Source organism: Treponema sp. OMZ 799 (assembly GCF_024181365.1).
Taxonomy (GTDB): Bacteria; Spirochaetota; Spirochaetia; order Treponematales; family Treponemataceae; genus Treponema_B.
Genome location: NZ_CP051301.1, coordinates 242,108 through 255,246, shown reverse-complemented (window position 1 = coordinate 255,246; position 13,139 = coordinate 242,108). Strand labels below are relative to the sequence as shown.

Here is a 13,139-nt window from a genome sequence, read left to right as displayed (position 1 = left end):
AGGGAGGAGTTATGGGAAAATACAAAAATCAAAATATAATCGAAGAGAGGGTCGAAATAGAAGGTATACCCTGTTTGCGTTTTTATCCTGCAAAGATGAGCGGATTTCTTCCGCCTTTTCCTACCTTATTTTATTATCACGGCTGGTCTTCAGAAAAAAATAAGCAAAAGCTGATTGGCTATGTTTTTTCTACCTTGGGATATCAAGTAATCTTACCGGATGCTGTCCATCACGGTGAAAGAAATAAGTTTGAAGATTATGATGAGGCCTTAAACGAGTTTTTTTTGCCTGTCATTATGCAAAACCTTGCCGAGTTTCCCATAATAAAAAACTATGCCATAAAAAATTTTAATGCAGATGAAAAACGCCTTGCAGTTTCGGGACATTCTATGGGCGGTTTTACTACAGCAGGAATCTTTACCCATAATCCGAGCATTAAAACTGCGGTCGTTTTTAACGGTGCCTGCGATTGGCAAAATGCAATCCTTCAAATCGAAAAAGAATATGATGAAGGCCATATCGAATTTGATGAGGCAACAAAAAAAGCTGATCCCGCACAAAACATCGACAAACTCATAGATCGGCCTCTTTTTCTTTTACACGGAATAAAGGACTCCCTGGTTTCTTACAAAATCCAAAAACAATTTTACGACTCAACCCTTCCGCTTTATAATAATAAAGATTTATTAAGGCTTATGAGTGTCGAAAGAATGGATCATTATATAAGTATTCAAATGCTCGACGAGACCGTTTTATGGTTAAGTGAAAATCTATAAGGAGGTTTGAAGGATGAATGATTTAAAGGAGCTTTCGTTTTTGATGTACACCTCAAAAGAGGAAAACGTATCGGTTAATGTGGTTGTAAAAGATGAAACCATTTGGCTCACCCAAAAAGCCATGGCAGAACTTTTTGGTATAGGAGTACCTGCCGTATCCAAGCATTTAAAAAACATCTTTGATGAGGGAGAGCTTAATGAAAAAGTGGTTGTTTCCATTTTGGAAATAACCACTGACCATGGTGCTATTCCCGGAAAAACACAAACGAAGGATACGAAGTTTTATAATTTAGATGCAATCATCTCGGTGGGCTACCGTGTGAATTCTCAAAAGGCAACAAAATTCCGTATTTGGGCGACAGGGGTTTTAAAAGAGTACATGATAAAGGGCTTTGCCCTTGATGATGAAAGATTAAAACAGGGTAAAACCCTTTTCGGCAAGGACTATTTTAGAGAATTATTGGAGCGAGTCCGCTCAATCCGTGCAAGTGAAAGGCGTATATGGCAGCAGATAACTGATATTTTTGCCGAATGTTCTATAGATTATGATAAAGACAATCATATTACAAAAGATTTTTATGCTATGGTGCAAAATAAATTTCATTATGCCATAAGCGGAAAAACTGCCGCTGAAATTGTATACGAGAGTGCAGACAGTAAAAAAGAAAACATGGGGCTTATGACATGGAAGAATTCTCCGAATGGTCGTATTTTAAAATCGGATGTCAGCATCGCAAAAAACTATCTTGATGAAAAATCGATAAAAAGACTTGAACGGGCTATTACCGGATATTTTGATTATATCGAGGATATCATAGAAAGAGAAAATACCTTTACCATGCAGGAATTTTCTCAAAGTGTTAATGAATTTTTAGCCTTCCGCCGATATGACATTCTTCAAAATAAGGGAAAAGTTTCATATGCCAAGGCAAAAGAAAAAGCCGAATCCGAATATGATATATTCAATAAAACACAAAAAATAGAATCGGATTTTGATCGGGAGCTAAAAAAAATTTTAAAGGAAACAAACTATGAATGATGAAGAAAAGCTGACAAAGATCAGGGCTCTCGAACTTTGGGATAAAAATTTAATTGAAAATATTGAAGTTGGAACCTTTAAGGGTTTGCAAGAAATACATAGATACCTGTTTCAAGATGTGTTTGATTTTGCAGGAGAAGTTAGAAAGGTAAATATTTCAAAGGGAAACTTCCGCTTTGCTCCAATTTTATTTTTGACTGAAAATCTTAAAATAATCGATAAGATGAAGGACGAGGCCTTTGATGAGATTTTGGATAAATATATCGAAATGAATGTTGCTCATCCTTTTAGAGAGGGCAACGGAAGGAGCATGAGGATATGGCTGGATATTCTTTTAAAACAACGCTTAGGAAAGTGTGTTGATTGGTCAAAGATAGACAAGTTTTCTTATTTAAGTGCGATGGAACGCTCTCCGGTAAACAGTCTGGAACTCAAGTTTTTATTGAAAACAGCCCTAACCGATGATATTCAGAACAGGGAAGTTTATATGAGGGGCATACAGGCCTCTTATGAATATGAGGGTATGAGCAGATACGATATAGGGGATGTGTAAAAGAATTTAGTAGGAGTTGAAAAAAAATGAAATTAACATCAAAACAAAAGGGTATTATGTTTTTAATTCTTTCGGCGCTTTGCTTTGCATCGATGAATTTGTTGGCAAAGCTTGCAGGGGATCTGCCTTCGATGCAAAAGGCTTTTTTTAGAAATCTAATAGCGGCTCTTGTGTCTTTTGCAGTACTTATACGGTCAAAAGAAAAATTTCATTTGGATAAAAAAAATCTGCCCTTCTTTTTTATGAGGGCAATTTTCGGCACTATGGGGATTGTCGGGAATTTTTATGCGATAGAGAATATGCTTCTCGCCGATGCTTCTATTCTTGCAAAACTGGCGCCTTTTTTTGCCATCCTTTTTTCGTTCCTTTTTTTAAAGGAAAAAATAAAGCTTTATCAAATTCTTGCAGTTATAACGGCTTTTTCGGCTAGCCTTCTTATCATAAAACCTGCCTTTGCAGATAAGAGTCATGTTATTGCAGCCCTTATAGGGGCCTTCGGGGGAATGATGGCCGGGGCAGCTTATACCTGCGTACGCTATCTTTCAATAAAAAAAGAAAAAGGCGCAACTATAGTTTTTTTCTTTTCGTTTTGCTCGATATTGATCCTTCTTCCCGTATTTATAATATTTTATCGTCCGATGACTCTTTTACAAACTATCACCCTCTTGCTTGCAGGTCTTGTAGGAACGGGCGGACAGTTTTGTGTTACTGCTGCCTATGCCCATGCTCCTGCAGGTTCAATTTCGGTTTATGATTATACTCAAATAGTTTTTTCTGCACTTTTCGGCTTCGCTTTTTTGGGAGAGCTTCCCGACCGGTGGAGTTTTTTAGGATTTGCTATAATATTTGCAGTTGCTCTTTTTATGTTCTTACACCATGAAGATAAGGTAAAAAAGCATTTAGGTGCAAATTGATGTTTACCGAAAAAATAGTATAAGGGGTTTTTATGTATTTATCGTTACAGGCAATGATTTTTTTGTGCTTTTGCGTTTTTCTTGCTGGCTTTGTAGATTCGGCTGCCGGCGGCGGCGGTCTTATTTCGCTCCCGGCCTATTTTTTTGTGGGCCTTCCGGCTCATACAGCCATAGGCTGCAATAAATTTTCGGCAGCCTGCGGGACAACTCTTTCAACCTTCCGTTTTTTTAAGCACGGGGCTCTTGAATGGCGTGTAGCTCTGGTTTCGGCAGTTTTTTCTTTTGGGGCTTCTTATATAGGAATGAAAATTGCGCTCAGAATAGACCAAGCGGTCTTAAAAACTGCCCTGATTTTAATATTTCCCGTGATAGCGGCTGTTCTTTTGATAAAAAGAAATTTCGGCAACGAAAACAAATCCAAGGAAATTCCTCAAAAAAAGGCTTATGTTTTGGCAGGCTTAATAGGTGCTTGTGTAGGTTTTTATGACGGACTTATAGGGCCCGGTACCGGTACAATCGCAATTATAGCTTATTCCGCATGGATGAAATACGACCTAAAAACAGCCTCGGGAAATGCCAAGCTTTTAAACTTAGCTTCAAACTATGCTTCTTTGACTGCCGCTTTGCTGAATAATAAGGTTGTTTTTTCGCTTTCTGTTCCTGCTGCAGTTTGCGGTATTATCGGTAATTACTTAGGTGCCGGATTTGCTTTAAAGAAAGGGGCTGCCTTTATAAGGCCTCTTATGATTGTGGTTATAATTTTATTGTTTGCAAAATTATTTTATGACGTCTTCGGCGAAATGATACTAGGATTATTTTAGATTATCTAATTGCCATCAGCTTGTCGGCTTCTTTTTCGGTTATAATTTTTTCGCTTACGAGGTCATAAAACTGCTCGCTGTTTGTTTTCCCAAAAAAGAGAATATCATCGGTTCCTATGCTTATCGGTACACCTGCATCCATCATTTTACGTAATGGATGAGATTTTAGGTCTTTGACCGCTCCCAGCATTACATTGCTTTGGGGGCAAACATTGCAACGGACCTTTCTATCTGCTAAAAACTGCAGCACCTTGTCGCTTTGGGCTGCTCCTATACCATGCTGAACCTCATCTAAATCAAACATTTCAACAAAATACTTGACTGAAGCTGCATCTGAAAATTCGCCTACATGGGCCTTCTTTTTTAATCCGTATTTTTCGGCCAATCTAAATATATATACGCACTGTTCAATGCCTTCCGAAACTTCAGGGCCATAAAGGTCTATGTTTTTAAATACCTTTGATGACATCATAGGTTCTACCCATTGCTTTAAAAAAATTTGATCTATAGTTTTTGATATTCCCAATTCGGGAACAATGTTAATCTTACTTTTATATTTTTTTACAATATTATTTATTCCGGTTAAAAAACCGTCCAAATCACCTTTAAATTGTCTTATAAAACCTATATCAATTGAGCCTTCTATGTGAACAACATTGTCTTCTATTGCACTCAGTATGGACATTTCTATTAAATCTATAACGTGTTGCGCTGTAGTACATGCAGGGCGAGTATATTGTCCGATGATTTCATGCATCTCATCAAGACCGTTCATTTTGCGAGGAAAATTGGGAATGTCAAACCCTGCCCATTTTTTATAGTCGGAATACTTCATACTTAAATTCAGATGATTATGAGTATCAGCTTTGGGCTGCTTTTTATAGTAATCAAAATCTCTCATTAAAACTTCCTTGTAAAACCTATAAGTATAAGTATATCACTCTTTTTTAAAAAAGTCATACTAAATATACTATAATCCGGCAATATTATCGGTAAATTTTATTAAAAAGTTTAATCCTTTAGAAATTCTATTATTTTTTTTGCTACAAGTTCTTTTTCAATATCGTTTGTAACTATATGACTGCTTTTTTCAAGTATTAGATACTCGTTTTGAGTTCTTAAATTCTTATCTATTAGATCTTTTACCTTAAAAGGGACTAATTTATCGGCCTTTGATAAGATTGTAAGGCTTTGAGATCTTATAAAAACCATGTTTTTTAAGGCTAATTTTTGTAATTTATAAAGATCCGCCGTTTTTGCTAAGTATTCTACACCATTATAGTCCGTCATTGATCTTCCGTATTCAGGATCGTTCTCATAAGTTTTTTTTACGGTTTCTATCTTTTTGACAAAAAATTTTAAAAAAGGTGTCAATTTTATCCTGTTATCCGTTGCTATAAAGGCAGGTGCACATAAAAATATTTTTTCCGGATTAAAACGCGCTGCTATTAAAGATGCCAGTACTCCGCCCATAGAAAGACCTCCGACAAAAACTCTTTCATACATTGCACAAAGGTCAATATATTCGTCACAAACCTTGCGGAGCCAGTCTTTCCAAGATGTACTTAAAAAATCGTCTTTTTTGGTTCCGTGTCCTGGCAGGCGGGGGATATAGACATTGTAGCCTGCTTCATTTAACTGGCGTCCCAGCCAAATCATCTCTCTGGGAGAGCCCGTGTAACCATGAATCAGCAAAATAGCCGGCGCGGTTTTTAGTCCTTTTAAAAAAAAGGGTTTCGTTGTATCTGAAAGTTTTATAGGATAATTGTCAAAAAACACGTAAAATCTCCTTAATAAAAAATATAAGAGTATCTTAACATTATATATCTTTTTTTACAAATAAACTAGGTATTACACCTTAAATTTTTTAACCTCTTCAGATAGGGCTTCAATGCTTTTTTTATTTTTCTGAGTGATTTGGTTTATTTCCTGTATTGTATTGTTTATATGCACTGCACCTGCAGCCATTTCATTCATGCTGTCGGTTATAAGATCGGTTAAATTATTAAGTTTTCCCATTTCTCCCGATACAGCTGTTCCTCCTTTTAGCATTTCACCGGATCCTTCTATTACTTTTGTGGTTACCGTTCTGATTTCTTGGATTGCAAGTAGAACTTCCCTACTGCCGTTTTCTTGCTCCTTCATGGCATCTGTAAGATCGGTACTCATATTTTTTACTTTATCAGAAAGGTTAAATATAAAGTTGAATTGTTCCTCAGCCGATTTTGCAGAATCTGAAAGGGTATCGATTTCGGAGCTTAAATTTTTTAATGTGAAGGTAATGGCTTTGGCCTGAGCTGCCGATTCTTCTGCCAGTTTTCTTATTTCGTCGGCTACTACAGCAAATCCCTTTCCTGCTTCTCCTGCATGAGCCGCTTCAATAGCTGCATTCATGGCTAGAAGATTCGTCTGACTTGCAATGTGCTGAATTACACTTGAAGCTTCTAAAAGACTGCCTGATTCTTCAGCTATTTGCTGCGTTATAGCATTTGAACTTGCAACGTTCTTTTTGCCGTCTGCCGTTGCATTTGCAAGCTCGCCTATCATATCATCGGTTTTTTCAATAGTTTGAGTGATTGAGCTTATATTTGAGGTCATCTCTTCTATTGCAGATGATGATTCTGAAACACTTGCCGCCTGAATTTCAATACTGCCATTTTGACTTTTGATTCTGTCTATTATACTGTCTACTGTTTTTGATGTATTATCCACACTTGATGCTTGTATCAGGGCTTGCTGTTTTACTCCTTCAATTCTTGAGCTGATTTGGTTTATTTCACTTGCCGTTTCAGTCATATTTTTTGCAAGTTCATCTCCTACCATATTCATGATTTCGGTATTTTTTTCAAAGGATTTTATAGCATTCCCTATCTGTTCCATTGCGTTGTTAAAGTATGCTGACAGCTCTCCTATCTCATCATTTGATTTTATAGGAAGTCTTACGGTTAAATCTCCGGACGTTATTTGTTTAAGGGCTTGAACAATTTTAAAAAGAGGTTTTATAAGAATATTTCTCATAAAAAATATGACTAAAAAAATCAAAACAAGTACAAAAAAAACGGCAAGTAAAATATTTACTGTAAGCAGTTTATAAAAGCTCTTAAATATGACTGCCTTTGTTACTTCAAGTGAGATATAAATGCCGGTGTCTTCTATAGGTGAAATAAATATTATTTTTTTGCTGTCTTCTATCAGCTGTTTCCTAGCCTCTATTTCAAAGTCAAAAATTTTTTGACCGATTAAATCTTTATTTTTGTTATTTAAACAAAATCCTTTATTGTTTACTAAAGATAAAGAGTAATTTTTTATATCTTCAAAGGCTAGACTTCCAAAGTAACGGCTTAAAGGTTCAAGCCCAAGGTCTATAGTGACTACGCCTAATTTCTTTGCTCCTGAAACAATGGGAGATGTCGCTGTTATCATTGGTACTCCGGTAACCTCATCATTATAAAGTTCGCTCCAAACAACGTTTTTCTTTTGAGCAATACCGTCATTTTTGTACCAAACGAATTTCCGGTAGTCGTTTTTTTCGTTACTGTATTCCCAAGTCATTTTTACAGTATTATTTTCGGTGTACCAATAGGGACCGTAAAATTTTTCTCCTTCTATAACATATGGTTCAAGCCAAAAGCCTCCTCCTACGATGTTTTTATCGGACCCCATAGTTATGCTGCTTATCTTTTTGAGGTTTTCCGGATCTTGAAAGCCTAAATTAGTAATCAGTAAGGCGTAATCAATAGATTTAGTTTCCATCTTTGAAAAAATCCTACCGTAAATTATATTTGCCTCATTATCTATGCGTGACGAAAGACTTGTTTTTATATCTCCCAGAATTATGTTAGCAAATTGCTGAAAAATGATAGTTCCAATAAGTCCTGCAGAAAAAATAAAAACACAACATACTACTGTAGAAATTTTAAAAACAAGACTTCTGCGTGCCGTTTTTTTTACCTTACTTTTTTCCATATTCTATATTCTCCCTATTTTACATATACTATTCTAGTATAACATAAGAAGTAATATAATGTAAGTTTAAATTTTAAAATATTTTTTACTTTTATAAGAGGCTCTTGTGTATTTAAAGAATATGTACTATAGTTATAGAAAGATATACATATATTGAGGGAGATTTTAAATGAAAAAAATCATTTCAGCATTATCGATCGCACTGCTATTGCTTGCAATTACAAGCTGCGGCGGCAAATCGGAAAAGAACAACGCTGTTCTTAAGGTAATAAAGGAAGCCGAAGGCATGACCCTTGATCAGCTTTTCGAAAAAGCCTATCAAGAATCAAACGGAAAGGTTTTAAAAGGTCTGGGGAACTCAAGCCGGGGTAAAACTGCGGGCGAAACCTTTGTTGAAGCAATAAAGGCAAAATATCCAGATTATACAGGAAAAATAGATTGGTCCCAGCCTAAGAACAATACTATCTTTGATCAGCTTACAAACGATAACAAAAACGTTAAGCCCGAATTTTCTATGACCCTTATCCAGGATGGAGCCCAGATTAAGTCTAAGATGATTGATACGGGTATTTTGCATAACTTTGTTCCTAAAGAGTGGAAAGAGTCTAAAGGAACCGACATGAAAGAAAACGGAAATCCCTTGGCCTTGCAGACCTTGAACAAGGTTTTTATGTACAATAACGTAGAAGCCTCAAACAAGTTTTTAAACGTATGGGATTTTGTAAAAGAAGGTCAAAGCCCCTTATTTATGGGTTTGGAATCCGAACCTATCGGAAAGAACTTTTTGCTTATGCTTACTCACGAAAAGTACTCAAAGGTTGTAAAAGCCGCCTATGATGCTTTGCCTGAAACGGACAAGGCTTATTTTAAACCCGTTGTAGACAGCTTGGAAAAAACAGCTAAGGAGCTCGGTTTAAGCGAAAACGGCAAGTACGCTCTCGGCTGGATTAAGCTTTTTGTTTCTCAATTTAACTTAAAAACCGATGACGGCCCCATCAGTGTAGACCTGGTAAAAAAATCCTCTAAGGATCAAACAGGTTTATTGGTTTACTCCAAACTGCGCTCTATTAAAGAGACTGACGAATCTTCAGTAAACAATATCACTGTTGCAGCTTATCAGGACGGATATAAGGGCTTCGGGGGTTATGCCTATAAGCACTATTTGCAGGTATTAAACAATGCACCTCTTCCTTGGACTGCCTGTGCCTTTATCGCCTACATGGTAACTACAAAAGAAGGCTTCCATCCTTGGGGAAAGGATATGGGCGGATACAGCTCCAACCCTGCTATCAATCAGGACCACAGCATGGACGGCTATGTTGATGAAGAAGTAAAAGGCGAAATCAAAAAGATAAATAAATTCCCTGCCAAAAACGACAGGGGCTATGACTGGTGGACAGGAGAAGGAAAAGGCGGCTTAATTGTCGAAGACCCCGTATACTGTGCAAGCGTAACCTTTACCGTAGGTGAATGGATAAGCTCTTTAAGAAATTAATAGCGGTTAATTAACATTTGCTCTTATTTAAGTAATTAAAAAGAGTTTTTATAAATAGGTTTCCGCTGTCTTAATTTTAAAAACGGCGGAAACCTTTGTTTTTATTGGAGGAGATTTTGACTAAGACAATTCCGCGTGCCGTATTTTTAAATCAAAGCAAAGATTTTTTTAGAAAGCCGCAAAATATGATATTGCTTATATTCGGTGTTGTGCTTTCTGTTACGACTATAGCTCCGATAGTAACTATTCTTTTGGATACAATTACAGTTCACCCCGGTACTATAGATGCCATGCATGGGCCTGACGGCTTTACCGTTTTTAACTGGAAGGATATTTTTACCGGCTCTCTTGCTGTAAGAAATTTTTGGAGCCCGCTTACAAATACCTTGCTGCTTGCGATATTCAGCTGCATAGGAGCTATCTTAATAGGCGGCGTTTTTGCATATTTGATTACGCGTACAAATATAAAATGTAAAAAATATCTGAATATCGTTTTTATTTTTCCATATATAATGCCTCAGTGGACATTAGCTCTTACATGGATGAACCTTTTTAAGAGCACAGCCGTTACGGGAGGCTCTAACGGAATTCTTGCAGGGCTTTTCGGCATTACGATGCCTGCATGGTGGGCAGAAGGCCTTTTCCCTTCTATAGTTGTTTTGTCCTTGCACTATGCGGCCTTTGCCTATATCTTAATAGGCGGCATATTTAAAAATATGGACTCCAACCTTGAAGAAGCAGCCTTGATCTTAAATACCTCAAAATCAAAGATATTCCGCAAGGTAACCCTTCCCTTATTAAGACCTGCAATCCTATCTACTATTTTGCTCGTATTCGGAAGTGCTATGGGAAGCTATCCCGTTCCACACTACTTAAAATTGACAACCCTTTCTACAAAATACATAGACTTAAAGGTTGTAAGGACGGGACAGGCGAGCATTATCGGCGTAGTGATGATGGTCTTTGGAATTTTAATTCTGATTACAAACAGGCTCAGTATGAAGTCCCGAAAAAACTATACCACAATCACGGGCAAAAGCGGACAGGTCAGCAAGGTAAATGTAGGGAAAATCGGACAATATTTAATTCCTGCAATTTTAATTATCTTTACCTTATTTACAGGAATATATCCTGTTATTTCCTTTGCCTTTGAAACATTTTTACCCAACCCGGGAGATTACAGTTTTTTTAGAACCGGAGACTTTGCAAACCTGACCTTAAAATGGTGGACTCATCACTCTGCAGAAGATGTCGGTATGTACGGCCAGTTCGGTATTTTATATAACCGGGCCTTTTGGATGAGCTTTAGAGGAACCATACTCGTTGCCGTTTCTTGTGCCTTGCTTGCAGGAACAATAGGTCTTTTAATAGGCTATGCAGTAAGCAAGCACAGAAGAAACAAATTTGCAAACTATGTAAACGACATAGCTTTTTTGCCATACCTTTTGCCTTCTCTCGCTGTAGGTATAGCATTCTTTATCTTCGGGTCGATGATGGGCATCTATGATACATTTTTGCTTTTGATAATAGTCGGAACAATTAAGTACATTCCTTTTTCGTCGAGGAGCTCTCTTAACTCGATGCTTCAAATCAGCAACGAGATAGAAGAATCGGCTTTGATACAGGATACGCCTTGGCATAAGCGCATGACAAGGATAATAATTCCTATTCAAAAGACGGCAATTTTAAGCGGCTATCTTTTACCCTTTATAACCTGCGTTAGAGAGCTAAGCTTATTTATGCTTTTGTGCAGTCAGTCCAAGATAAGCACAACCATGTTGGACTATTATGACGAAATGGGCTTATACGCCTTTTCAAGTGCAATCAACTTAATTTTAATTATATTTATTTTGGCCGTCAACTTTGGATTAAACAAACTTACAAAGGCTGGAATTGATTCGGGACTAGGAGGAAGATAATGCCTGAGATAATTTTACAAAACCTTACCAAAAGATGGGGGAAATTTTACGGAACGGATAATTTAAATTTAACTATAGAAAATAATTCGTTTATTACTCTGCTGGGGCCTTCAGGCTGCGGCAAAACAACAACACTTAGAATGATTGCCGGTCTTGAAACACCGACAAGCGGAAAGATAATAATCGACGGAGAAACCGTTTTTGACAGCGAACAAGGCATAAACATTCCTGCAAATAAAAGAAAGGTCGGCTTTTTGTTTCAAAACTATGCCCTCTGGCCGAATATGACCGTCTATGAAAACATAAGTTTCGGCTTAAAAAATATCAAAGAAGAAATGCCCCTCTGCGACTTTGAAATTAAAAGAATAGACGATTTAAAAAAGATTTTAAGTGAAAGCGAAAAACTTATCGAAATTATTTCCGATTCTCAAGTTAAAGATAAAAAAGCAGGTAAAAAGCCGGACGAAAAAATTGCCTTAATTAAAATTATCGATGGGTTTATCGTCTCAGAGCATACGGCAAAAACCGTTTTGTCTTACGGACTTGAAATACTTGATAATCGGGAAGAAAAAATAAAGACAATACTTTCCGGCTTGGATGAAAAAAGAGCTGCTCTTTTGGATAGGCATAAAAAGAACGGAGTTTCAGTAAATGCAAATTATGAGCTTGTAGATTCAAATGGTGAAGTTGTAAAGAAAGTGCGTAAACTCGAAAACGAAGAAATAGACTTAATAGTCCGCCGAGTTTCCCGCATCGTAAAAATCGGAATGTTTATGGATAGGTATCCTAACGAGCTTTCAGGCGGACAGCAGCAAAGGGTTGCCATTGCCCGAACCTTGGCTCCCGGGCCTAAGGTTCTTTTTATGGATGAACCCCTTTCAAACCTCGATGCAAAGCTGCGTCTTGAAATGCGCAGTGAATTGCAGCGCCTTCATCTGGACACAAAATCGACCTTTATCTATGTTACCCATGATCAGCTCGAAGCTATGACCTTGGCTACAAAGATATGCTTGATGGATAACGGCCTTTTGCAGCAATATGATGCTCCCTTGGACATCTACGAAAAACCCGTAAACCTCTTTACGGCAGACTTTATAGGTAACCCCTCTATAAATTTTGTAGAAGCCGTAGGTGAGACCGGTGAAGACGGAGATTTTAATTTAACTTGTTTAGAAGGTTTAAAATTTAAATTTAAACCTGCACAAAAAATCGATTATAAAGAATGGCTTTTAAAAACGGAAGCTGAAATTAAAAAAGAAAGGGAAGAAGAAGCCGAGCGTACAAAAAACGCCGAAAAAGAAAATAAGATTTTGCCCTTTAAGTATCATATTGCAAAAACCGACGAAACCGAGCTTGCTTTAAATTCGCCAGCTCCGAGCGAAAAAGATTTTATTCTCGGCATCCGTCCCGAATTTATTAAAATACACGAAAACGGAAAACTTACCGGAACAATCTACAGCTCGATGCCCACAGGTATGGAAACAACAGTAAAAATAAAGATAGGGAACCTTCTTTTAACGGGTGTAGTATTTTTAAACATAGCCTACAAGATAGGTGAAAAAATAAACTTCGATATTGAAAGCGACAGAATTATGATCTTTTCGGGACTTAATCAGAGGTTGATTTCTTTGGGCTCCTTGGAAAAAGAAGTTTAAT

Annotated in this window: 11 protein-coding genes; 8 read left to right on the top strand and 3 right to left on the bottom strand. The window is 37.1% G+C overall.

The window, feature by feature from the left end:
• Positions 1 to 11: 11 nt before the first annotated feature.
• Genes E4O04_RS01105 through E4O04_RS01085 form a run of 5 tightly spaced genes read left to right on the top strand, consistent with a single transcriptional unit; the run spans position 12 to position 4,103 of the window.
• Entirely contained in the window at positions 12 to 776 is a 765-nt protein-coding gene (locus E4O04_RS01105) for a prolyl oligopeptidase family serine peptidase (RefSeq protein WP_253686240.1), read from the top strand.
• A gap of 13 nt (positions 777 to 789) precedes the next feature.
• A complete protein-coding gene (locus E4O04_RS01100; RefSeq protein ID WP_253686242.1) occupies positions 790 to 1,815 on the top strand; it encodes a virulence RhuM family protein in 1,026 nt (341 codons plus the stop codon).
• The gene (gene fic / locus E4O04_RS01095; RefSeq protein ID WP_253686244.1) at positions 1,808 to 2,368 is read left to right on the top strand and encodes a protein adenylyltransferase Fic; all 561 of its coding nucleotides are present in this window, start codon (positions 1,808 to 1,810) and stop codon (positions 2,366 to 2,368) included. Before E4O04_RS01100 ends, fic begins: the two co-directional genes overlap by 8 nt.
• Before the next feature lie 26 nt (positions 2,369 to 2,394).
• Positions 2,395 to 3,282, top strand: coding sequence for a DMT family transporter (locus E4O04_RS01090; protein ID WP_253686246.1), 888 nt, complete (start codon positions 2,395 to 2,397; stop codon positions 3,280 to 3,282).
• 32 nt (positions 3,283 to 3,314) lie between these two features.
• On the top strand, positions 3,315 to 4,103 hold the full coding sequence (locus tag E4O04_RS01085) for a sulfite exporter TauE/SafE family protein (RefSeq protein ID WP_253686248.1): 789 nt from the start codon (positions 3,315 to 3,317) through the stop codon (positions 4,101 to 4,103).
• Between the two features lies 1 nt (position 4,104).
• On the opposite strand, the gene E4O04_RS01080 is transcribed toward E4O04_RS01085, so the two are convergent.
• From E4O04_RS01080 to E4O04_RS01070, 3 genes are all read right to left on the bottom strand, one after another.
• Complete coding sequence (locus tag E4O04_RS01080; RefSeq protein WP_253686250.1) at positions 4,105 to 5,004, bottom strand: adenosine deaminase; 900 nt, start codon at positions 5,002 to 5,004, stop codon at positions 4,105 to 4,107.
• A 110-nt stretch (positions 5,005 to 5,114) separates the two neighbouring features.
• Complete coding sequence (locus E4O04_RS01075) at positions 5,115 to 5,882, bottom strand: alpha/beta hydrolase (RefSeq protein ID WP_253686251.1); 768 nt, start codon at positions 5,880 to 5,882, stop codon at positions 5,115 to 5,117.
• A gap of 72 nt (positions 5,883 to 5,954) precedes the next feature.
• Positions 5,955 to 8,069, bottom strand: a complete 2,115-nt coding sequence (locus E4O04_RS01070; protein WP_253686253.1) for a methyl-accepting chemotaxis protein — start codon at positions 8,067 to 8,069, stop codon at positions 5,955 to 5,957.
• Positions 8,070 to 8,238: 169 nt separating this feature from the next.
• Between E4O04_RS01070 and E4O04_RS01065 the strand changes: the two genes are divergently transcribed.
• The 3 genes from E4O04_RS01065 to E4O04_RS01055 all read left to right on the top strand — a co-directional run bounded on the left by E4O04_RS01065 (position 8,239) and on the right by E4O04_RS01055 (position 13,138).
• Positions 8,239 to 9,564: a hypothetical protein gene (locus E4O04_RS01065; RefSeq protein ID WP_253686255.1), complete on the top strand. Its 1,326-nt coding sequence runs from the start codon at positions 8,239 to 8,241 to the stop codon at positions 9,562 to 9,564.
• Between the two features lie 104 nt (positions 9,565 to 9,668).
• Positions 9,669 to 11,483, top strand: a complete 1,815-nt coding sequence (locus E4O04_RS01060; protein WP_371922270.1) for an ABC transporter permease — start codon at positions 9,669 to 9,671, stop codon at positions 11,481 to 11,483.
• Positions 11,483 to 13,138 (top strand): ATP-binding cassette domain-containing protein, encoded by a 1,656-nt coding sequence (locus E4O04_RS01055; RefSeq protein WP_253709147.1) that lies wholly within the window; start codon positions 11,483 to 11,485, stop codon positions 13,136 to 13,138. The genes E4O04_RS01060 and E4O04_RS01055 overlap by 1 nt, the downstream gene beginning before the upstream one ends.
• The last annotated feature ends 1 nt before the right edge of the window (position 13,139 follow it).

Bases quoted from the DNA above. Each gene is read 5' to 3' on its own strand.
- E4O04_RS01105 (WP_253686240.1), top strand. From the start codon at position 12: ATGGGAAAATACAAAAATCAAAATATAATCGAAGAGAGGGTCGAAATA.
- E4O04_RS01100 (WP_253686242.1), top strand. From the start codon at position 790: ATGAATGATTTAAAGGAGCTTTCGTTTTTGATGTACACCTCAAAAGAG.
- fic (WP_253686244.1), top strand. From the start codon at position 1,808: ATGAATGATGAAGAAAAGCTGACAAAGATCAGGGCTCTCGAACTTTGG.
- E4O04_RS01090 (WP_253686246.1), top strand. From the start codon at position 2,395: ATGAAATTAACATCAAAACAAAAGGGTATTATGTTTTTAATTCTTTCG.
- E4O04_RS01085 (WP_253686248.1), top strand. From the start codon at position 3,315: ATGTATTTATCGTTACAGGCAATGATTTTTTTGTGCTTTTGCGTTTTT.
- E4O04_RS01080 (WP_253686250.1), bottom strand. From the start codon at position 5,004: ATGAGAGATTTTGATTACTATAAAAAGCAGCCCAAAGCTGATACTCAT.
- E4O04_RS01070 (WP_253686253.1), bottom strand. From the start codon at position 8,069: ATGGAAAAAAGTAAGGTAAAAAAAACGGCACGCAGAAGTCTTGTTTTT.
- E4O04_RS01065 (WP_253686255.1), top strand. From the start codon at position 8,239: ATGAAAAAAATCATTTCAGCATTATCGATCGCACTGCTATTGCTTGCA.
- E4O04_RS01055 (WP_253709147.1), top strand. From the start codon at position 11,483: ATGCCTGAGATAATTTTACAAAACCTTACCAAAAGATGGGGGAAATTT.